This window comes from Mycobacterium adipatum (assembly GCF_001644575.1).
GTDB lineage: Bacteria > Actinomycetota > Actinomycetes > Mycobacteriales > Mycobacteriaceae > Mycobacterium > Mycobacterium adipatum.
The window spans coordinates 311,765-331,645 of sequence record NZ_CP015596.1 but is presented as its reverse complement, the minus strand read 5'-3'; the positions used below and the strand labels follow the sequence as shown (position 1 = coordinate 331,645).

The following is a 19,881-nucleotide window of genomic DNA, read 5'->3' as shown; positions in this document are numbered from 1 at the left end:
CAACTTAAATGATGTGTCATGTATTCCATGTGGCTGGACGCGCGCGAACAGGCGCTGTGGCGGGGGTACCTGACGATGACGGGACGTCTGCAGGCGGTGATGAACCGTCAGTTGCAGCAGGACTGCGGATTGTCGCTGGCCGACTACGACGTGCTGGTGGCGCTCGACGAATCGCCGGGGTGCCGGATGAGCGAGCTGGGGGAGCGACTGGGCTGGGAGCAGAGCCGGGTGTCGCACCAGCTGCGCCGGATGGGCGAGCGCGGATTGATCGATCGTCGCAACGCCGACGACGATCGCCGGAGTGTGATCGTCGGCCTGAGCGAGCAGGGCCGCGCCGCGCTGGCCGCCGCCGCGCCGGCGCATGTCGAATTGGTGCGCGCGGTGGTGTTCGACGGCATGAGTGCGGCCCAGTTGCGGGCGGTCGGTCGATGGGTGACCGAGGTGCTGGACCGGCTCGGCTGACGTCGCGGTCAGCCGGCCGGGTCCCAGCCGTGCATCGCGGCGTGCATCTGATCGCCGTCGAGCGCGGCGGTGCCGAGCGGCTTCTGATCCGGGTGATACCGCATGCCCTCCAGTAGGAGGGCGACATAGCGGCGCCAGAGATCTGGATCGACGTGGCCGGCCCACTCGCTCACGGTGCCGGCCAGTAGGCCGATGATCGGGGTGTCGGTGTGCTCGATATCGGCGCGTAGATGGCCATCCCGGCGGGCCCGCTCGACGAGCTTGGACAGCAGCGGCACCAGCGCTTCGCGGGCGCACTCGACTCGGTCACCGCCGTAGGCCTTGCTGTAGACGATCTCGCGCAGTCCGCGGTCGGTGGCAGACAGCTCGCAGTGCCGTTCCATGAACCACACGAAGCCATCCCACGAATTCTCGTGCTGTAGCGCGGTTTCCGCGAGACAGACGATCTCGGCAACGCCTTCTTCGAAGATTGCCTCGACGAGGTCTTCCTTGGTCGCGAAGCGCCGGTACACGGTCCCGACACCCACGCCGGCGTGATGGGCCACATCGTTGAGGGTGGCCTCCATGCCCTTGATGGCGAACAGCTCGCGTGCGGCGGTGAGCACGCGCTGCCGGTTGCGCTCGGCGTCCTTGCGCAGGCCGCGGCACGGTTTGTCAATCACGGAGCCCACTTTAGTGATGTCCCTTACCTAAACGCTATAACCGGATTGACTCTATCCACTTACGGGTTTAGATTCCAAGATCAGATCGCATGCCGACGGTGGCTCGCGGCGTCCCTCACCGAAAGGCACGACCATGCCTGCAGTATTCGCGCGCGCTCTCACGGCCGCGAAACCCTTGGCCGACAACGGTGGTCGGCAACGGTGATGACTCTCGTCAAACGGGTCTGGCTGCCCGTCCTGGTGGTGTTCGCGGTGGTCATCGGGCTGGTCGCGGTCTCGAACCTGCGTTCGGTCTTCGGTTCCGACGGTGCCATCGTGACCCCGATCGACGCGGACACCGCCGAGAACTTCAACCCCAAGGTCGTCACATACGAGATCTTCGGGACCGGGTCCTACGCCAACATCAACTACGCCGACCTGGACGGCAAACCGCAGCGCACGGGCGAGGTCAGCCTGCCCTGGACGCTGACCCTGGAGACGACGCTGCCGTCGGTCATGCCGAACATCATGGCCCAGGGCGACGGATCGACCATCAGCTGCCGCGTCACGGTCGATGACGAGGTGAAAGACGAAAGGACGGCCGAGGGAATGAACGCCGCCACCTACTGCCTGGTGAAGGCAGCATGACCACGCTGTTCGCCGACGACACGCCCACCGACGCGATGCCGCCGGCGCGGCACGCGGCCCGCCCGAAATTGCCCCGCTTCATCAGAACCTTCGCCGTGCCGATCGTGCTGGCCTGGGTCGTCATCGTCGCGCTGCTCAACACGGTGGTGCCGCAGCTCGAAGAGGTCGGCAAGCTCCGTGCCGTCTCGATGAGCCCCAACGACGCGCCCGCGCTGATCGCCACCAAGCACGTCGGGCAGAAGTTCGAAGAGTACGACACCTCCAGCTCGGTGATGATCGTCTTGGAGGGTGACGAGCCGCTGGGCCCGGACGCCCATGCGTTCTACGACGAGGTGGTTCGAAAGCTCAACGCGGACACCAAGCATGTCCAGCACGTGCAGGACTTCTGGGGTGACACGCTGACCGCTGCCGGTGCGCAGAGCATCGACGGCAAGGCCGCCTATGTGCAGGTCTATATCGCCGGTGACCAGGGCGAGGCGCTGGCCAACGAGTCGGTGCGGGTCGTCCGCGACACCGTCGAGGGCACCCAACCGCCGCCAGGGGTGAAGGCCTACGTCACCGGGCCCGCGGCGCTGACCACCGACCAGAACATCGTCGGCGACGCCAGCATGAAAACCATCGAGAGCGTGACGATCGTCATCATCATCGTGATGCTGCTGATCATCTACCGGTCGGTCATCACGATGCTCGTGACGATGACGATGGTGTTCGTGGGGCTGCTGTCCGCCCGCGGAATCGTGAGTTTCCTGGGCTACTACCAGGTTTTCGGACTCACCACCTTCGCGACCAGCATGGTCGTGACGCTGGCGATCGCCGCCGCCACCGACTACGCGATCTTCTTGATCGGGCGATATCAAGAGGCCCGGCGCTCGGGCATGGACCGGGAATCGGCCTACTACGACATGTTCCACGGCACCGCGCACGTGGTGCTCGCATCCGGTCTGACGATCGCCGGGGCGACGGCCTGCCTGCACTTCACCCGACTGCCGTACTTCCAGAGCATGGGATTCCCGCTCGCGATCGGCATGACGATCGTGGTGGCCGCCGCGCTCACCCTCGGGCCGGCCTTGATCTCGATCGTCACCCGATTCGGAAAGGTGCTGGAGCCCAAGGGCGATGGCCGTGCCCGCGGGTGGCGCCGGCTCGGTACGGCCACGGTCCGCTGGCCGGGTGCCATCCTGGTGATGGCCATCGTGCTGTGCATGGTCGGCCTGCTGGCACTGCCCGGCTACCACACCATCTACAACGACCGCATCTATCTGCCCAGCGATGTGCCCGCCAATGTCGGTTACGCCGCATCGGACCGGCACTTCTCCGATGCCAAGATGAACCCCGATCTGGTGATGGTCGAGTCCGACCACGACATGCGCAATCCCGCCGACTTCCTGGTCATCGAGAAGATCGCCAAGGCGTTGGTGCGCGTGCACGGAATCGCGTCGGTCACCACGATCACCCGCCCGGACGGCAAACCGATCGAACACGCCTCGCTGGCCTACACGATGAGCCAGAGCGGCAACGGCCAGATCATGAACAATGATTTCCAGCAGACGGTGCTGGAGAACACCCTGAAACAGGCCGACGACCTGCAGACGAGCATCGATTCGATGGAAGAGATGTACCGCGTCACCTTGCAGCTCGCCACCGTGACCCGCCGGATGGCCGACAAGATGGCCAACACATCGGACAACCTCAACGAGGTGCGCGATCACCTGGCCGACTTCGACGACCAGTTCCGGCCGCTGCGCAACTACTTCTACTGGGAGCCGCACTGTTTCAACATCCCGCTGTGCTGGTCGATGCGATCGGTGTTCGACAGCCTGGACGGCATCAGCACGATGTCCGACGACTTCACCGAGCTGGTTCCCGACCTGGAGGAGATGGCCACGCTCACCCCGCAGATGGCCGCGGTGCTGCCGGCGCAGATCCAGACGCTGAAGAATCAGAAGCAGATGATGCTGAATCAGTATCAGGCGCAGAAGATGCAGCAGGATCAGAACATCGCCATGCAGGAGGACAACACGGCGATGGGCGAGGCGTACGACACCGCCCGCAATGACGACACCTTCTACCTGCCGCCGGAAGCCTTCGAGACCGCGGATTTCCAGCGCGGTATGAAACTCATGATGTCGCCCGACGGAAAAGCTGTGCGGTTCACCGTCTTCCACCAAGGAGACCCGCTGACCGAAGACGGCACCGCGCGCATCGACCCGTTGCGGATCGCCGCTGCCGACGCGATCAAGGGCACACCATTGGAGGGCTCGACCGTCTATGTGGGCGGCAGCGCCGCGATGTACAAGGACATGCAGCAGGGTGCGGACTACGACCTGCTGATCGCCGCCGTCGCATCGCTGATCCTCATCTTCCTGATCATGGTGATTCTCACCCGGGCCATCGCCGCCGCCGCCGTCATCGTCGGCACGGTGGTACTCAGTCTGGGAACGTCGTTCGGTCTTTCGGTGCTGCTGTGGCAGCACATCGTCGGAATACCGTTGGGCTGGATGGTGCTGCCGATGTCGGTGATCGTGTTGCTCGCCGTCGGCGCGGACTACAACCTGCTGCTGGTGTCGCGGATGAAGGAGGAGATCAACGCCGGGATCAACACCGGGATCGTCCGCTCCATGGCCGGCACCGGATCAGTGGTCACCGCAGCGGGATTCGTGTTCGCCTTCACCATGATCGGCATGCTGGTCAGCGACATGATCGTGATCGGACAGGTGGGCTCCACCATCGGCCTTGGCCTGCTCTTCGACACCCTGGTCGTGCGCTCGCTGATGACGCCGTCGATCGCCGCGCTGATGGGCCGGTGGTTCTGGTGGCCGCTGCACGTGCGTCCGCGTCCGAAGCCGCAACCCTGGCCCAAGGCCACCCAGGAGGTGTCTGCATGAAATCACGACTGATTGCCGGGCTGGTCTCGGCGCTGGTCGCCCTGCCCATCGCGGCGGCGCCGGTGGCGTCGGCCGACCGGGACACCGATTTCGCGGCGCAGCTGCACGGTTTCGGGATCTACGGCCAGCGTGATTTCAACGCCTGGCTGGCCAAGATCACCTGTAAGCGGTTGACGACCGGGGTGGACGCCGATGCCCGCGAGTCTGCGGTGTTCCTGTCGCAGAACCTCGCCCGCACCACGACCACCGAGCAGGTGTGGCAGTTCCTGGGTGCCGGCATCCCGCTGTACTGCCCGGAGCACACCGCGGCGCTGACCGCACTGGCCGGTGATCACGCATGAGCTCGTCGCGCTTCCGATGGATCATGCGGGCACTGCTGCTGATCGTGACCGCGTCGGCAGCAGCCGGCCTACTCGCGTCGCCGCAGGCCTTCGCCGACGCCACCGACGAATATCCGATCCCCAGCAAGCAGATCGAAACGCTATGCGACGCCGAGCAGTATCTGGCCGCGGCGCGCGACACCAGTCCGATCTACTTCGAGCGGTACATGCTGGACAAGAGCAACCGCCCGCTCGATGTGCAGCAGGCCGCCGAGGATCGCATCCACTGGTTCTACTCGTTGGACGCCGCCGGGCGCCGCCAGTACTCCGAGGACACCGCCACGAACATCTACTACGAGCAGGTCGCGACCCGCTGGGGGAACTGGGCGAAGGTGTTCTTCAACAACAAGGGCGTGGTGGCCAAGGCGACCGCCGTGTGCATGAACTATCCGCGCGGTGACCTCTCGGTCTGGGACTGGCCGGTCGCGCGCTGAACTGCCTACGCTGGCCGGTATGGGCCAGTCCTACCCGGACGATTACTTCAGCGACGATGTCGACCAAGACCATGTCGGTCAAGACGATGTCGACCAAGACCATGTCGACGAAGACGACGAGATCACCCCGCGTCCCAGCAACCGCGGTGCCGTCGGGATCTTCCTGCTCGGGTGGCTCTTCCTGCCGACGGCAGGTGTTCTGCTCAGCGACCTGCAGAGCCCCTGGTTCGAGGTCGCCGGCCTGGTGACGCTGCTGTTCATCGCCGTCTTCGTGGCGGCGGTGGTCCGGGTGGTCAAGAACTTCTAGCCGGCGAGCCAACCCACTGGTCGGGAGGGTGGCCGCCGGGCTTAGTCTGTCGACGTGGATATCAATGGAGCTAGCGCAATCGTCACCGGTGGCGCGTCCGGCATCGGTGCGGCCTCGGCCCGCCAGCTGGCCGCCAAGGGCGCCAGGGTCGTCGTCGCCGACCTCAACGCCGAACGCGGGCAGGAACTCGCGCAGGAGATCGGCGGTGTCTTCGTCACCGTCGACGTCACCAACACCGATCAGATCCTGGACGCGGTCAACACCGCGGTCGATCTGGGCCCGCTGCGTGCCCTGGTGAACTCGGCCGGTATCGGCTGGGCCCAGCGCACCATCGGCAAGGACGGCGAGTTCGCCTCGGCGCACAACCTGGACGCCTACAAGAAGGTGCTCGCCATCAACCTGGTCGGCACCTTCGACTGCATCCGGCTGGCCGCGACCGCGATGAGCCGCAACGAGTTCACCGACACCGGTGAGCGCGGCGCGATCGTCAACCTGACCAGCGTGGCGGCCTTCGACGGTCAGATCGGGCAGGCCGCGTACTCGTCGTCCAAGGGCGGCGTCGTGGGTCTGACGCTGCCGGTCGCGCGAGATCTGTCCGCGGCGGGTATCCGGGTCAACACGGTGGCCCCGGGCCTGATCGACACGCCGATCTACGGCGAGGGCGAGGCCTCGGAGGCATTCAAGGCCAAGCTCGGCGAGTCGGTGCTGTTCCCGCACCGCCTCGGCAAGCCGGAGGAACTGGCCTCGATGGTGCTGGAGCTGCTCACCAACTCCTACATGAACGCCGAGGTCGTCCGCGTCGACGGTGGCATCCGGATGCCCCCGAAGTAGATTCTGCACCCCGAAAGGCCCCCTCACCGGCCCCGGTGAGGGGGCCTTTCGCTGTCTCCGTTCGGTCCGCCGCGCACATTTCGATAGCCGAACTACGTTGCAGAAGAATTTGCCACGTATGCAAATTTCGCGTCGAACGCGATTTGGCGGGTCACCCTCTTTGGCGCGACGGCCGGAAACAGCAAATAACGGCCCATCGCGGTAATTCGATCTGAAAAGGCGCTTAACGCGGGCAAGTCATGCGTTCAGTCACCATTGCTGTCAACTGTTCGCATGGTGGGATCGGGGATCAACGTGAGCCAGAAGCATCGCAGGCGTAGTAGCTACACCGTTCGTTCAGCGTTGCTGAGCGCCGCTACGGCTACGGCGGTGGCTGCAACCGTCGCAGTCTCCGCGCCGCTGCCGACACCGCCGGCGCTGCTCGCCCAGGAACAGCACAACGTCAGCCTGACCGCCGCCAGCACGCCCTACCAGCAGGTGCAGAACGTCATCAACACGCTGCTGCCGGCATTGGTCAACACCTTCGGCGCGCAGCCCCGGGTCACCCTGGACACGTTGTTGGCCCAGGTTCCGGACGGCCTACTGACCGACCTGCTGAATGCCAACGGCAACACCATCAATGTGGCAGCGTTGCTCGCCACGCTCGGGTTGAACGACGCGGGCTCCGACCTGAACACGGCGGTCACCGCGGCGATCAGCTCGGCACTGACCGACTTCCTCACCTCGGCGACCACCGGTGAGAATGCCGCCGCGCTGGAGGCCGAGTTGCGGACGGCGATCGCCGCGGCGGTGGACGCCCAGCTGCGCGCGGTCAGCGTCTCGGTCAAACCCGTCAGATTCCTCCCGGCGGTCACGATCAGACTGACGGATGTCCTCGGCTCCGCGGGTGTCACCGATCTGGCCAACGGTGTGGCCGGAACCGTCGCGGGCAGCATCATGGACAACCTGACCGATATCGTGCCGACCGCCGACGAGCTGACCGCCGAGATCACCGCAGTGCTCCCCGATCTGCTCACCACGTTGTTCGACAACGCCGATCTGACCGATGCGAACGGCAACTTCCAGCTGGGCAATCTGGTGGAGTTGGTCGGACTCGATCTCGCGAGCCTCGTGGACAGCGGTGCGCTCAGCATCACCTCGGCCGGTCCGCTGTTCACCATGGCGCGCCTGCTGGGTGGGGTGGATCTGGGGTGGGTGCCGGGCACGCAGTCGGCCATCGCCGACTCGGTCAACGGGACCGGCTACCTGGATCTCGGGACGTCGACCCTGAAGGCGAATCTGGCTGCCGCGCTTGCTGACTCGCTGGCGGATGGTTCGCTGGCGGCGGACCTGGGCACCGTGCTGACGCCGGCGTTGAACAATATCGTCAACCAGATCGTGGACAACGCGACCGACACGCTGGAAGCCGACCTGAGGAGCAGCATCGAAGGCGCGCTCAGCGGGTTGAACTTCAACGTGCTGGGGGTGAGCGTTCCGGCGGGGAACCTGCTCTTCGGTGCGCTGAGCCCGCTCATCGGCGATCTCGCCGACAACCTGAACGGGCAAGTGTCGGGCAACGTCGCCGAACTCGTCGACGGTGTGGTGGAAAGTGGAACGGGCAGCATCGGTGACGCCCTGAACGACGCCGTCACCGGAGCCATCGACGCCATCCCCGATCAGGAGATCGCGTCGGTGCGCATCCCGATCGTGATCGGTACCGGAATGGGGGCGTTCTCCGCCGGTGCCGCCTATCGAGATGTACTGGCGCAGCTGTCATCTCAGCCCGGCGGGGTGGACTATGTCGGCGAGAATCCGCTGCTGGGCAGCCTGACGATCTTGCCGGCGATCCTGCTGAACAACGCGGGACGCGCCAACGGCGGGATCATGGCCAGGTTCGCGGATCTGTTCGCGATGCTCGGAATCGACGCCGTCACACCGGATGTCGCGATCAGTAGCAGCGGTGGCACGCCGATCGGCGACACCGGCTTGGCCCTTGGTGGGGCAAATCTGGTGCCGGTCAAGATCGACGCCACCGTCGAGTACCAGTTGATGTCGGACTTCGCGGCGTGGTCCAACCCGGTCACGCTGGTCAACAATATGGTCGCGGGCCTGCTCCCGACCTACATGCTGCGCGGCCTGGACGTCACCGCAGCGGCCGGTCAATTGACCACGGAGTTGGAGGAAATGGTCGCGAGTCTGGCCGACCAGAACGCCGCCGACACGAACATCTACCTGACGGTGCGAGCCAACAGCCTGCCGATGCTGGAACCGCTCTACCTGATCGGTGACGTCATGCGGCTGGCGGGCCTGGCGCCGGTGGCCAACCTGGTGAACGGACTGGCCAATGCCCTGTCCCCGGCGTTGCGCAGCCTGACGAATCTGGGGTACTCGGATGCGTTCTGGAACCCCGAGACCGGGGCCTACGAGCGCACCCTCGACTCCGCGGCCACCCGGGTGCAGTTCGGCACGCTGCCGAACGTCAACTGGGGTGAGGTGCTACCGAATGTGCTCCGGCAGCTGGGAACCGGATTCCGGACCGCGATGACGACGGACAACAACACCGGTCCGAACGCGCTGTCGTCGGTCGGTGATCTGCTCAACGGCAACGTCGCAGAGGTGCTGTCCGGATTGACCGGGTCGGTCGACGACGCGGTGGCCGATATCCAGATCACCACCGACGCATCGGGAGATGCGGTCGATGCCACCCCGGCGGCCGCGGACACGCCGCCGGTCGCGCAGACCGTGCAGCAGTCTGCCGAACCGGTCACCGAGGAACCCGTCGAGGTGGCCGAACCTGAGGTCAAGCGGTTGCCGAAGGCGCCGAAACGGGTGCGGCAGGCCGCCAGGACCGGCGCCGAAATCGCCGCGGCCAAGCAGTCCGCCGCGGCCAAGGCGCCGAAGAAGTCCGAACCGAGTGGCAGCGACGACACCGGAGCCGACGCCGCCTGAGTGTCCGAAAAACAGAACCGCCCAACCCCGAACGGAGTTGGGCGGTTCTGCCGTGCGGGGCCGTTACCAGTCGGCCTCGTCGAAACGGATGACGCCGCGGATGTTGTTGCCGTCCAGCATGTCCTGGTAGCCGGCGTTGATGTCTTCCAGGCGATAGGTGCGCGTGATCATATCGTCGATGTTCAGCAGGCCCGATTTGTACAGCGCGGTCAGCCGCGGTGTCTCCACGTGAGAGCTGCCACCGCCGAAGATGTTGCCCTTCAACGTCTTCTGCAGCATGGTGAACAGAAACAGGTTCAGCTTCACATCGGCGTCGAGCATCGACCCCATGCCGGTGACCACGCAGGTGCCGGTCTTGGCGGTGAGGATCATCGCCTCTTCGATGTACTCGCCCTTCATCTCGCCCACCGCGATGATCACCTTGTCCGCCATCAGCCCGTACGTGACGTCGATGACGGGAGCGATGGCCTCGGCCATCGTCGGGTACACATGGGTGGCGCCGAACTTGATGGCCTGATCGCGCTTCCACTCGTTGGGATCGATCGCGATGACCTGCTTGGCACCGGAGATCACCGCACCCTGCAGCGCGCTCATACCGATACCGCCGACACCGACGATGATGACGGTTTCGCCGGGTTTGACGTCGGCGACGTTGGTGGCCGAGCCGAAGCCGGTCGGCACCGCGCAGCCCATGATCGCCGCGGTCTCGAACGGGATGTCGTCGTCGATCTTGACGACCGAATCCTTGTGCACCGTCATGTACGGGGCGAAGGTGCCGAGCAGGTTCATCGGGGACACCTCATGGGTGCCGGCATGGATGCGGCTGGTGCCGTCGGCGATGGCCTTGCCACCGAGCAGCACCGCACCGCGGTCACACAGCGACCGGAAGCCCTTCAGGCAGGGCGGGCACGCGCCACAGGCGGGAATGAACGCGAGGATGACGTGATCGCCCTCGGCCAGGCCGGTGACATTCTTGCCGACCTTGGTGATGACACCCGCGCCCTCGTGGCCGCCGAGCGCCGGCAGTCCGATCGGGGTCGCACCGGTGGTGATGTGGTAGTCGGAGTGGCACATGCCGGCGGCGTGCATCTGGATCTGCACCTCGTCGGCCACCGGGTCACCCAGATCGATCTCGTCGACCGTGAACGGCGAATTGAGTTCCCACAGCAGGGCACCTTTGGTCTTCATGGGTGCCGATAATAGAACACGTTTCAAATACGGCAATAGCGAGCCTGTGAACAGCGGGTATACGAGCTTTCTCTCGTCGTTGACGCGGCTCGCGATGAATTGCCGTTCGGTCGCCGGTCCAACCACTCAGAGGCCGGAACCCATCCGAAAGGTGCACGAGATGACGTCCACAACCCAGATCCACGCCCGCATCGTCCCCAACCTGTGGTTTGACACCCAGGCGCTGGAGGCCGCCGAGCACTACATCGATGCCTTCGGGGGCAACGGACGGATCGTGAGCACCACCCCTGCGCATCCCGGTGCGCCATCCCCGCAGGATGTGCCGATGGTCGTCGAGTTCGAACTCGACGGACAGTCATTCGTCGGGATCAACGGCGGTCCGCAGTTCACCTTCAGCGAGGCCGTGTCGCTCGAGGTGCGGGTGAAGAATCAGGAGGAACTCGACCGGATCTGGACCGCTCTGGTCGCGGGCGGGGAGGAGCAACCGTGTGGGTGGCTCAAGGACAAGTACGGATTGTCCTGGCAGATCACCCCGGCGGCGTACCACGAACTGATGGCGCGCGGCGACGCCGAAGCCAATGAGCGGTTGATGACGGCGGTACTGGCCACCTTCGGCAAGTTCGACGTGGCCGCGCTGGAGGCCGCCTACCGATCAGAGGACGGCCGGTAGCCCGAACTTCTCGAACAACCGGGTGTCCAGGAACGCGACGACGTGCGTGATCCCGGCCTCGGTGATGTCGAGGACATGCAGTTGGAATGCCTCGTGCACGCCGGTCTGCGGATTGCGCAGGTACATCCCCGCGGCCGTCTGGCCGTTGGCGGTGGTGGAGACGAACCGCATGTCGCCGGCCCGTTCGGCCGGGCACTTGTCGCGGGACAGGGCGCCGATGGCGGCCGGCCCGACGTACCAGCTGTCGAACGGCGGCATCTCCCAGATGGCGTCGTCGGTGAACAGCTTCTCCAGCTTCTCGATGTCATAGGCCTCGAAGGCCGAGATGTAGCGGGTCAGGAGCTCCTGGGCCTCGGGGGACTCGGGGGCGACGAGCGCCTGGTCCTGGCTGGGGCCGACGGCATCGAGCTGGGCGCGGGCCCGCTGCAGCAGGCTGTTGATCGCCGCGGTGGATGAACCGACGGCATCGGCCACCTCGGCGGCTCGCCACTGCAGGACATCCCGCAGCACCAGCACCGCACGTTGGCGCGGGGAGAGGTGCTGCAGCGCGGCCACGAACGCCAGTCGTACCGACTCCCGGGTGCCGACCACCGCCTGCGGATCGGCCGGATCATCGGCATCGGGCAACGGCTCCAACCACGGAACCTCGTGTCGCTCATGGATGTCCGCGTGCGGATCGGAACTCTGGGTGCCCAGCCCCGAGGGCAGCGGGCGGCGTTGCTTACCCTCCAGCGCGGTCAACGAGGTATTGGTGGCGATGCGGTACAGCCAGGTGCGCACCGAGGACTTGCCTTCGAAGCGGTCGTAGGACTTCCAGGCGCGCAGGAACGTCTCCTGGACCAGATCCTCGGCGTCGTGCACCGATCCGGTCATCCGGTAGCAGTGCGCCAGCAGCTCGCGGCGATATCGCTGCGCATCGGCGAGGAACGCATCTTTGGAGTCGAACCGGCCATCTACTGCTGTGAGGACGCTCACGATGGCGAGCTTACCGACCCCCACCGACAAGCGGGATGCAGCGGCCGTTGCAGATAGGCTCGTCGGGTGGCGACAACCCGCAGTGAGCGCAGTTTCGATGGTGTCGGCGCCGTGCCGATCGTCTATGACGTGTGGACCCCCGGCGTCGATCCCAACGGTGTCGTCATCATCTGCCACGGCTACGCCGAGCACGCCCGCCGCTACGACCACGTGGCGCAGCGATTCGGCGAAGCCGGCCTGATCACCTACGCGCTGGATCTGCGCGGGCACGGCCGGTCCGGTGGCAAGCGCGTCTACCTCAGGAGCATCTCCGAGTACACCGCGGACTTCCACCACCTGGTCGGGCTCGCCACCGCCGCGCACCCCGAGCTCAAACGGGTGGTGCTCGGCCACAGCATGGGCGGCGGGGTGGTGTTCAGCTACGGCGTCGAGCACCCCGACGATTACGCCGCCATGGTGCTGTCGGGTCCGGCGGTGTACGCGCAGGACGGGGTGTCTCCGCTGATGACCGTGGTGGCCAAGGTGCTCGGTGGCCTGGCGCCCGGGCTGCCGGTGCAGGATCTGCCCGCCGATGCCGTGTCGCGCGACCCCGAGGTGGTGGCGGCCTACGAAGCCGACCCGCTGGTGCATCACGGCAAGCTGCCGGCCGGTGTCGCCAAGGCGTTGATCGGTGTCGGCGAGACCATGCCGCAGCGGGCGGCCGCGCTGACCGCACCGCTGCTGGTGGTGCACGGTGGACAGGACAAGCTGATTCCGGTGGCCGGCAGCGAACGGCTGACCGAATGCGTCGGGTCCGCCGATGTGTCGCTCAAGGTCTACCCGGAGCTGTATCACGAGGTGTTCAACGAACCCGAGCGCGCCGTGGTGCTTGACGATGTCACCTCGTGGATCGAGACCAGACTGTGAAAAGCCCTGTCCGTCATCTGTTCACCGTGCTGCTGGCCACCGCGTTGGTCGCCGGCTGTTCCTCCGGGCAACAGTCGGCCGAGCAGCGGGGCTGGGTGGAGGACGAGGTGTCGTTCACCGATTCGTCCGGATTGACGCTGCACGGCACCTACCGCCACCACGGTGATGACCCCGGTCCGGCCGCCCTGCTGATCTCCGAGAGTGGGCAGACCGACCGCAATGGTGACAACGCGGTGGCCGGCCCGGTGGGCAATATGCGCCAACTCGCGGAGTACCTGTCCGACAAGGGGATCGCATCGCTGCGCTATGACAAGGTCGGCACCGGAAAGACCGGTCTGGGCCCCTACGCCCAACGCCCGGCCGATGTCGGTAGCGCCGCCTACTCGGCGGGTGCCCGGGCCGCGGTGCGGTACCTGGCCGGGCGGCCGGGCACCGACGGCGCGCGTATCTCGGTCTACGCTCTGGGCGAGGGCACCGTCCACGCGATGACGCTGGCCGACGATATCGAGCCCGACGCCCCGAAGATCCACTCGCTCGGGTTGTTTCAGCCGCTGCCGGGCCGCTACCTGGACATCATCAGTGCCCGGGTGCGGGTCGACGTGGACGCCGCGGTGCAAGGCGGTGCAAAGACGCCCGAACAGGCCAAGACGGTGCTCGACGCGTGGGCCGCAGCGGTCGCCGAGGCGCGCACCCGTGGCACCGCGCCGGCGAAGCTGCCCGATGGTCTCGGTGCAATTCTCAACGCGGGTAATGTCAAAGCCGTGGTCGAGGCCGACGGTATCGACCCGCTCGCGCTCGCAGCGAAGCTACCGACCGGCACACCGGTGCTGCTCACCTGCTCGGACTCCGACGGCCAGGCCAGCTGTGAATCGGTCCGGCCGCTGACGGCTTCGCTCAAGCACACCGCGCTGACCGTGGTCGAACTCAAGGGCGTCAACCATGTGTTGCGCGACGATCCGTCCGACAATGTCGCCAACTACGCCAAACCTGGTCCGTTGTCTGCGCAGCTGGTCACCGCGCTGGACACCTTCGTCACCAAATAGCGCACAGGGTTGTGGATGAATTCGGTTATGTGGACAAGTGCACCGACGGAGGCGATCCTGTCGGATCCCGTCCCTAGCGTGGTCGCATGAGCAACGACAAGATGCTGGCCCGGATCGCGGCTCTGCTGCGCCAGGCCGAGGGCACCGACAACGTCCATGAGGCCGAGGCGTTCATGACCGCCGCGCAGCGGCTGGCCACCGCGACATCGATCGATCTCGCGGTGGCCCGCGCGCATTCCGCGCAACGCACCGCGGCGCAGGCGCCACTGCAGCGCACCATCACCATCGGTGACCCCGGCACCCGCGGGCTGCGCACCTACGTGCAACTGTTCGTGGTGATCGCCATGGCCAATGACGTGAAATGCGATGTGGCGTCCAATTCCACGTATGTGTACGCCTACGGCTTCGGCGAGGACATCGACGCCAGCCATGCGCTGTATGCCGGGCTGTTGGTGCAGATGGTGCGGGCATCCGACAGCTATATCGCCACCGGTGCACATCGTCCCACCCCGACGATCACCGCCCGGCTCAACTTTCAGCTGGCCTTCGGCGCGCGGGTGGGCCAGCGGCTGGCCGAGGCGCGTGACGAAGCTCGTCGCGCGGCAACCCAGGACACCACGCGGGCGCCGGGCACCGCACTCGCGCTGCGTAACAAGGACCTGGAACTGACCTCGTTCTACCGGCAGTCCTCCGCGGCCCGGGGCACCTGGCGGGCCACCAGCGCATCGGCCGGGTACTCGTCTGCGGCGCGCCGCGCCGGGGACCGGGCCGGCCGGCGGGCCCGGCTGGGTCCGAGCCAGGAGATCTCCGGGGCACGGGCACCGCTGGAGCGCTAGTGCGGGACACCCAGCGGGCAAAGGTCTATGCGGCAGAGGAATTCGTACGCACCCTGTTCGACCGCGCCGCCCAGCACGGCACCGGCGCCATCGACTTCTTCGGCACGGCGTTGACGCTGCCGCCGGAGGCGCGGTTCGGGTCGGTCGAGTCCGTGCGCCGCTACGTCACCGATGTGCTGAACATGCCCGCCGTGCGCGAACGATGGCCCGGCGCGGCACCGCTGGAGGTGCGGTCGCGGCGCGGCGAGACCGCGGCACACTACGAATCCGGGACGATCGCGGTACCCGACCGGCACGGCACCTGGGCGCTGCGCGAACTGGTGGTCCTGCATGAGATGGCCCACCATCTCACGGCGGCCGGCGCCCCACACGGTGCCGAGTTCGTCGCCACGATGACCGAACTGGCAGGCTCGGTGATGGGACCCGAGGCGCGGCACGTGCTGCGGGTGATCTACTCGAAAGAGGGGGTGGCCGGATGACCGAACCGGCGGATGTGGACAGATTGCTCGGCGAGTTGTTGCACACCGAGGATGACGCGCTGCGCGCGGCGCGCGCGTCGACCGAGGCGGCGGGAATGCCGGCCATCGAGGTGTCCGCGCAGCACGGCCACCTGCTGACATTGTTCGCGAAGATGACCGGCGCCCGACGTGTGCTCGAAATAGGGACGCTGGCAGGCTATTCCACGATATGTCTGGCCCGCGGCGTCGGTGCGCAGGGCCGGGTGACCACGTGCGAGTACGAGCCCCGGCACGCCGAGGTGGCCACGGCCAACCTGGCGCGAGCGGGTCTGGCGGACCGCGTCGAGGTGATCGTCGGGTCCGCACTGGACACCCTGCCCACCCTGACCGGCCCGTTCGATCTGTTCTTCATCGACGCGGACAAGGAGAACAACCCGGCCTATGTGGAGGCGGCGATCGGGCTGGCCGCTCCGGGTGCACTCATCGTGGTCGACAACATCGCTCGCGGTGGCCGGGTGCTCGAGCCGGCGCCCGAGGATGCGCAGGCCATCGCGGTCCGCGACACCCTGGCGATGATGGGCAACCATCCGCGTCTGGACACGGCGGCCATCCAGACCGTCGGCGCCAAGGGCTGGGACGGGTTCGCCGTCGCCATCGTCACCTGAGCAATCCCGGCGTCCACTCCGGCGCCGACCGTGCGGCCCGGAGCGCATCGACGATGACGGGCTCGCGTTGCGCGAACCGTTCGGTGGGGGTCGGCACCGAGATCGCCACGATATGCCCACCCGGCAGTCTTCCGGCGATACCCGCCGCCGAGATTCCGCCGGTGTGCTCATCGCGGTCGTAGGCGATCCCGGACTCGCGGATGCCACGGATCTCGGGCAGCAGCGAACTGGGGATCTGCTCATCGTCCAGCAGTGCCAGTGCGGCCTTGCCGTTGGCGGTGTCGGTCAGCGGGAAGCGTTCGCCGATCGCAGACACGGCGCGTAGTCGGTGCCCGGACTCGATCTGGTCGATGAACCACATCTGGTGTCCGCGCAGGACCGAGAGGTCGACGGTCTCTCCGGTCGCCTTCGCGACCCGCTCGATGACCGGTCGCAGGGTTGCGGCCAGATTCGAGCCATCGGCGCTGGTCAGTCCCAGGAGGCGGTCGCCGAGGTGGTAGCGGCCGGCATCGTCGACGGCGGCGAAGCCGATATCGACGAGGGCGACCAGCAGCCTGCGTGCGGTGGACTTGGCCAGGCCGAGGTTGGCTCCGAGATCGGCCGGCCGCAGGAGGCCCGGCGCCGTCGCGATCTCGTCCAGCGCCGCGGCGGCGCGGCGCAGCACCTGCAGGCCGTCATCGCGCCCGTCAATTTTCGTGCTCGGTTGCTCTTCCGTCGGCGCCATGGTGTCACTATATTGATCCGCTATACGGATCATCAAGATTCGCATTACGGATCTCTCGTTGAGGGCGGAACCATGACCGGTCGATACTTCTTTCGCGGCGACGAAGGTTACGAGCACGCCCGAACCCGGACCGTCTGGAATGCCCGCACCCCGGAGCGCTACCCCGAGGTCATCGTTCAGGCTGCGGACGCCGATGATGTCGTCGACGCCATCGGCTACGCCAGGCAACGCGGGTTGACGGTCGGCGTGCGATCCGGTGGGCACAGCTGGGCCGGTAACCATGTCCGCGACGGCGGGATGCTGCTCGACGTCAAGGGGCTGGACCACTGCGCGATCGACACCGGCGCCCGCACCGCGGTGGTCGGCCCGGGAATGGGCGGCAGCGTGCTGGCGGAACTACTCGCCGAGCAGGATCTGTTCTTCCCTGCCGGGCACTGCAAGGGGGTGTGCATCGGCGGATACCTGTTGCAGGGTGGCTACGGCTGGAACAGCCGGGTGCTCGGACCGGCGTGCGAGAGCGTGCTCGGCCTCGATGTGGTCACCGCCGACGGTGAGCGCCGCTACATCGATGCCGAGCACCACGCCGACCTCTACTGGGCCGCGCGGGGTTCCGGCCCCGGGTTCTTCGCGGTGGTCACGGCCTTCCACCTCAAGCTGCATGCCCGGCCTGCGGTCTGCGGCAGCAGCCTGTTCGTCTACCCGCTGGAGGCGGCCGAGGACATCTATCCGTGGGCGCGGTCGATCAGCGCCGCGGTGGACCGACGCGTCGAACTGCAGATCGTGGCCTCCCGCTCCGTGCCGGGTGCGGGCCTGGATACCCCCGGGATCGTGATGGCCTCACCGGTTTTCGCCGATACCGAGCAGGAGGCGATCGATGCGCTCGCGGTGCTGGAGACCTGCCCGGCGCGAAGTAAGGCGCTCGTCGCGGTGCCCTATGCGCCGACGGACCTGCAGACCTGGTATGCGGGCGTCATGACCAACTACCCCACGGGATACCGCTACGGCGTCGACAACATGTGGACCTCGGCGCCGGCCGAAGACTTGATGCCCGGTATCCGGCGCATACTGTCGACGATGCCTCCGCATCCGGCACACTTCCTCTGGCTCAACTGGGGGCCGTCACCACAACGGCAGGGCATGGCCTACAGCTTGGAAGACGAGATTTACCTTGCGCTCTACGGTGTCTGGGAAGATCCGGCCGACGACGAGAAGTACGGCGATTGGGCTCGATCAAACATGGCGGCCATGCAGCATCTGCAGACCGGCATCCAGCTGGCCGACGAGAACCTGGGCCAGCGGCCCGCGGCATTCGCCACCCCGGAGGCGATGGACACCCTGGACCGGGTTCGCGCCCGGTACGATCCGGCGGGGCTTTTCCACAGCTGGATGGGTCGCGTCTGATGTCGTATCTGGGTTATCGCGACGGTGACGAGAACACCCCGTTCGGTGAGTTCTTCGATCCGCAGATGGCGCCGCTGCCCGCCCATGTCGTCGAGGCGCTGGAGCACGGACCGCAGGCCGAACCGGTCCTTCCCGGGTTCGATGATGTTGCCGCACTGATGGATTCGACGGTACAACAGACCGAGAACGGTTACGGCAGGCTGGCCGGTGGCGCTTTCCAGGTGTCTGTGCGCACCGATATGCCGGGTGTGACACCGCCGATGTGGGACTGGTGGTTCGGCTGGCACGGATCGGACTCACGGCGTTACAAACTGTGGCATCCGCGCGCCCATGTCTGCGCGCAGTGGCGCGATGGCGGCGCGGATGTCCGCTACGTCGGTCGAACCTCCTTGGTGCGTGAGTATCTCGGGTCTGCTGATACCAGGGCGGCGATCCAGTTCGTGGAGCCGTCGCTGCTGGGCTTGGTGGTACCCGAAACCGATGTGGCCATCTGCGCGCGGCTGGGATCGGCCGATCTCCCCGTCGATGTGGGTTGGCTGATCCACCACGTCCGGCCCACAGCTGACGGTGCCCAGATGCGGTCCCGATTCTGGATGGGTGGCCGGTTTGTGGCGGTGCGCCGCGGTTTCGGGATCACCGACCGGGCGGTGGCCCCGATCGCCGCGCGCCAACTCCCCGACCCGCGCGATCTGCTGGTGCACTGCGCGCAGGAGATGAACCATCTGGCCGCGTTCCTGCCGCAGTTGTACGCCCGGATGACGCAGACGGATCCGCCGCTTTCTGTCTAGAAGCCAAGTCGCCATCTCGATTTGGGCCTGCGGCCAGGCCGGCCTTGAGGGTGCCGGTGCGCTGTTCCAGGCGCAGTTGGTAGGCCCCGTTGGCGGTGTGGCCGCGCAGGGTTCGCGGTCGCCATCGCGGATCGGTTTGGGCATTCGCCGACGAAGGGACGTCCGGGCGTGTAGTACGACAACGGTGTACAAGATGCTGGCGGGTGGTGTGGCCGTCGTCTGCGCCATGGTGCCCGGTGCGCCGTCGGCTCAGGCCGATCGGGTCGAACCCGTGCCGATCTACGGTTACTACGACGTCCTCATCGATTTCGCGAAACAGACGTTCAACGGCGTCCCGACGCCGATGAAACCGGTCACCTATCCGACCGTGTTCGTCACGCAGTGTGACGTCGACGGGTGCGTGGCGCGGATGGACAACAGCGACGATCAGGCCCGCAATCCCGCCGCTCCCTTGGAGTTCGAGTATCGGTGGAACAACGCACGGTGGGAGACCAGCGGTGAGCAGCCGTACCTGTGTGACCGCACGAACCCCACCAGTGGCGTGCCCGCCATCCGCTCGGACTACTGGATCCCGGATGCTGACGGCGGTTTCCACGGTGAGCGCACACTCGTCGTTGCCGGAACCGGGTGTCCGGGTGAGGGCCCGGGCACGCATTGGGTGCCGATCAGCCTGAAGCCGATCGACCCTCCGCCGAGCTGAACGACCCCCGC

The 19,881-nt window shown here is 66.5% G+C and carries 21 protein-coding genes; 17 read left to right on the top strand and 4 right to left on the bottom strand.

Annotated features, from left to right (window positions below; genetic code table 11):
* The first annotated feature begins 18 nt into the window (after window positions 1-18).
* Complete coding sequence (locus tag A7U43_RS01490; RefSeq protein ID WP_067990346.1) at window positions 19-462, top strand: MarR family winged helix-turn-helix transcriptional regulator; 444 nt, start codon at window positions 19-21, stop codon at window positions 460-462.
* Window positions 463-470: 8 nt separating this feature from the next.
* Here the strand turns inward: A7U43_RS01490 and A7U43_RS01485 are convergent, their stop codons facing one another.
* On the bottom strand, window positions 471-1,124 hold the full coding sequence (locus tag A7U43_RS01485) for a TetR/AcrR family transcriptional regulator (protein ID WP_068001691.1): 654 nt from the start codon (window positions 1,122-1,124) through the stop codon (window positions 471-473).
* Window positions 1,125-1,325: 201 nt separating this feature from the next.
* Between A7U43_RS01485 and A7U43_RS01480 the strand changes: the two genes are divergently transcribed.
* The 7 genes from A7U43_RS01480 (at window position 1,326) to A7U43_RS01450 (ending at window position 9,516) form a co-directional block, all read left to right on the top strand.
* Window positions 1,326-1,751, top strand: coding sequence for an MmpS family transport accessory protein (locus A7U43_RS01480; RefSeq protein ID WP_067990343.1), 426 nt, complete (start codon window positions 1,326-1,328; stop codon window positions 1,749-1,751).
* On the top strand, window positions 1,748-4,636 hold the full coding sequence (locus A7U43_RS01475) for an MMPL/RND family transporter (RefSeq protein ID WP_067990341.1): 2,889 nt from the start codon (window positions 1,748-1,750) through the stop codon (window positions 4,634-4,636). Before A7U43_RS01480 ends, A7U43_RS01475 begins: the two co-directional genes overlap by 4 nt.
* The gene (locus A7U43_RS01470) at window positions 4,633-4,977 is read left to right on the top strand and encodes a DUF732 domain-containing protein (RefSeq protein WP_067990337.1); all 345 of its coding nucleotides are present in this window, start codon (window positions 4,633-4,635) and stop codon (window positions 4,975-4,977) included. The genes A7U43_RS01475 and A7U43_RS01470 overlap by 4 nt, the downstream gene beginning before the upstream one ends.
* A gap of 23 nt (window positions 4,978-5,000) precedes the next feature.
* Window positions 5,001-5,450, top strand: coding sequence for a DUF5078 domain-containing protein (locus tag A7U43_RS01465; RefSeq protein ID WP_418287706.1), 450 nt, complete (start codon window positions 5,001-5,003; stop codon window positions 5,448-5,450).
* A 19-nt stretch (window positions 5,451-5,469) separates the two neighbouring features.
* Complete coding sequence (locus A7U43_RS01460) at window positions 5,470-5,757, top strand: hypothetical protein (RefSeq protein ID WP_067990331.1); 288 nt, start codon at window positions 5,470-5,472, stop codon at window positions 5,755-5,757.
* Window positions 5,758-5,811: 54 nt separating this feature from the next.
* Complete coding sequence (locus tag A7U43_RS01455; RefSeq protein WP_067990328.1) at window positions 5,812-6,588, top strand: SDR family NAD(P)-dependent oxidoreductase; 777 nt, start codon at window positions 5,812-5,814, stop codon at window positions 6,586-6,588.
* 369 nt (window positions 6,589-6,957) lie between these two features.
* On the top strand, window positions 6,958-9,516 hold the full coding sequence (locus A7U43_RS01450; protein ID WP_067990325.1) for a hypothetical protein: 2,559 nt from the start codon (window positions 6,958-6,960) through the stop codon (window positions 9,514-9,516).
* Window positions 9,517-9,579: 63 nt separating this feature from the next.
* Here the strand turns inward: A7U43_RS01450 and A7U43_RS01445 are convergent, their stop codons facing one another.
* Window positions 9,580-10,704, bottom strand: coding sequence for an NDMA-dependent alcohol dehydrogenase (locus tag A7U43_RS01445; protein WP_067990322.1), 1,125 nt, complete (start codon window positions 10,702-10,704; stop codon window positions 9,580-9,582).
* 160 nt (window positions 10,705-10,864) lie between these two features.
* Between A7U43_RS01445 and A7U43_RS01440 the strand changes: the two genes are divergently transcribed.
* Window positions 10,865-11,374, top strand: coding sequence for a VOC family protein (locus tag A7U43_RS01440; protein ID WP_068001688.1), 510 nt, complete (start codon window positions 10,865-10,867; stop codon window positions 11,372-11,374).
* Here the strand turns inward: A7U43_RS01440 and A7U43_RS01435 are convergent.
* Window positions 11,357-12,379: a sigma-70 family RNA polymerase sigma factor gene (locus A7U43_RS01435; RefSeq protein WP_067990318.1), complete on the bottom strand. Its 1,023-nt coding sequence runs from the start codon at window positions 12,377-12,379 to the stop codon at window positions 11,357-11,359. The two genes, A7U43_RS01440 and A7U43_RS01435, sit on opposite strands and share 18 nt — an antisense overlap.
* A 36-nt stretch (window positions 12,380-12,415) precedes the next feature.
* On the opposite strand from A7U43_RS01435, the gene A7U43_RS01430 reads away from it, so the two are divergent.
* From A7U43_RS01430 to A7U43_RS01410, 5 genes are all read left to right on the top strand, one after another.
* Window positions 12,416-13,255 (top strand): alpha/beta hydrolase, encoded by an 840-nt coding sequence (locus tag A7U43_RS01430; protein ID WP_067990316.1) that lies wholly within the window; start codon window positions 12,416-12,418, stop codon window positions 13,253-13,255.
* Window positions 13,252-14,298: an alpha/beta hydrolase family protein gene (locus A7U43_RS01425; RefSeq protein ID WP_067990313.1), complete on the top strand. Its 1,047-nt coding sequence runs from the start codon at window positions 13,252-13,254 to the stop codon at window positions 14,296-14,298. The genes A7U43_RS01430 and A7U43_RS01425 overlap by 4 nt, the downstream gene beginning before the upstream one ends.
* 86 nt (window positions 14,299-14,384) lie before the next feature.
* Complete coding sequence (locus A7U43_RS01420) at window positions 14,385-15,134, top strand: DUF2786 domain-containing protein (RefSeq protein ID WP_067990310.1); 750 nt, start codon at window positions 14,385-14,387, stop codon at window positions 15,132-15,134.
* Complete coding sequence (locus A7U43_RS01415) at window positions 15,134-15,613, top strand: TIGR04338 family metallohydrolase (protein WP_067990307.1); 480 nt, start codon at window positions 15,134-15,136, stop codon at window positions 15,611-15,613. The genes A7U43_RS01420 and A7U43_RS01415 overlap by 1 nt, the downstream gene beginning before the upstream one ends.
* Entirely contained in the window at window positions 15,610-16,257 is a 648-nt protein-coding gene (locus tag A7U43_RS01410) for an O-methyltransferase (RefSeq protein ID WP_067990303.1), read from the top strand. Before A7U43_RS01415 ends, A7U43_RS01410 begins: the two co-directional genes overlap by 4 nt.
* Here the strand turns inward: A7U43_RS01410 and A7U43_RS01405 are convergent.
* A complete protein-coding gene (locus tag A7U43_RS01405) occupies window positions 16,250-16,981 on the bottom strand; it encodes an IclR family transcriptional regulator (protein WP_067990301.1) in 732 nt (243 codons plus the stop codon). The genes A7U43_RS01410 and A7U43_RS01405 overlap by 8 nt on opposite strands.
* Before the next feature lie 72 nt (window positions 16,982-17,053).
* Here A7U43_RS01405 and A7U43_RS01400 point away from each other — a divergent pair, with 72 nt between their 5' ends.
* From A7U43_RS01400 to A7U43_RS01390, 3 genes are all read left to right on the top strand, one after another.
* Window positions 17,054-18,382 (top strand): FAD-binding oxidoreductase, encoded by a 1,329-nt coding sequence (locus A7U43_RS01400; RefSeq protein WP_067990296.1) that lies wholly within the window; start codon window positions 17,054-17,056, stop codon window positions 18,380-18,382.
* Window positions 18,382-19,170 (top strand): DAPG hydrolase family protein, encoded by a 789-nt coding sequence (locus A7U43_RS01395; RefSeq protein WP_067990292.1) that lies wholly within the window; start codon window positions 18,382-18,384, stop codon window positions 19,168-19,170. The genes A7U43_RS01400 and A7U43_RS01395 overlap by 1 nt, the downstream gene beginning before the upstream one ends.
* 193 nt (window positions 19,171-19,363) lie before the next feature.
* The gene (locus A7U43_RS01390) at window positions 19,364-19,870 is read left to right on the top strand and encodes an MBOE_33420 family protein (RefSeq protein WP_068001685.1); all 507 of its coding nucleotides are present in this window, start codon (window positions 19,364-19,366) and stop codon (window positions 19,868-19,870) included.
* Window positions 19,871-19,881 lie beyond the last annotated feature (11 nt).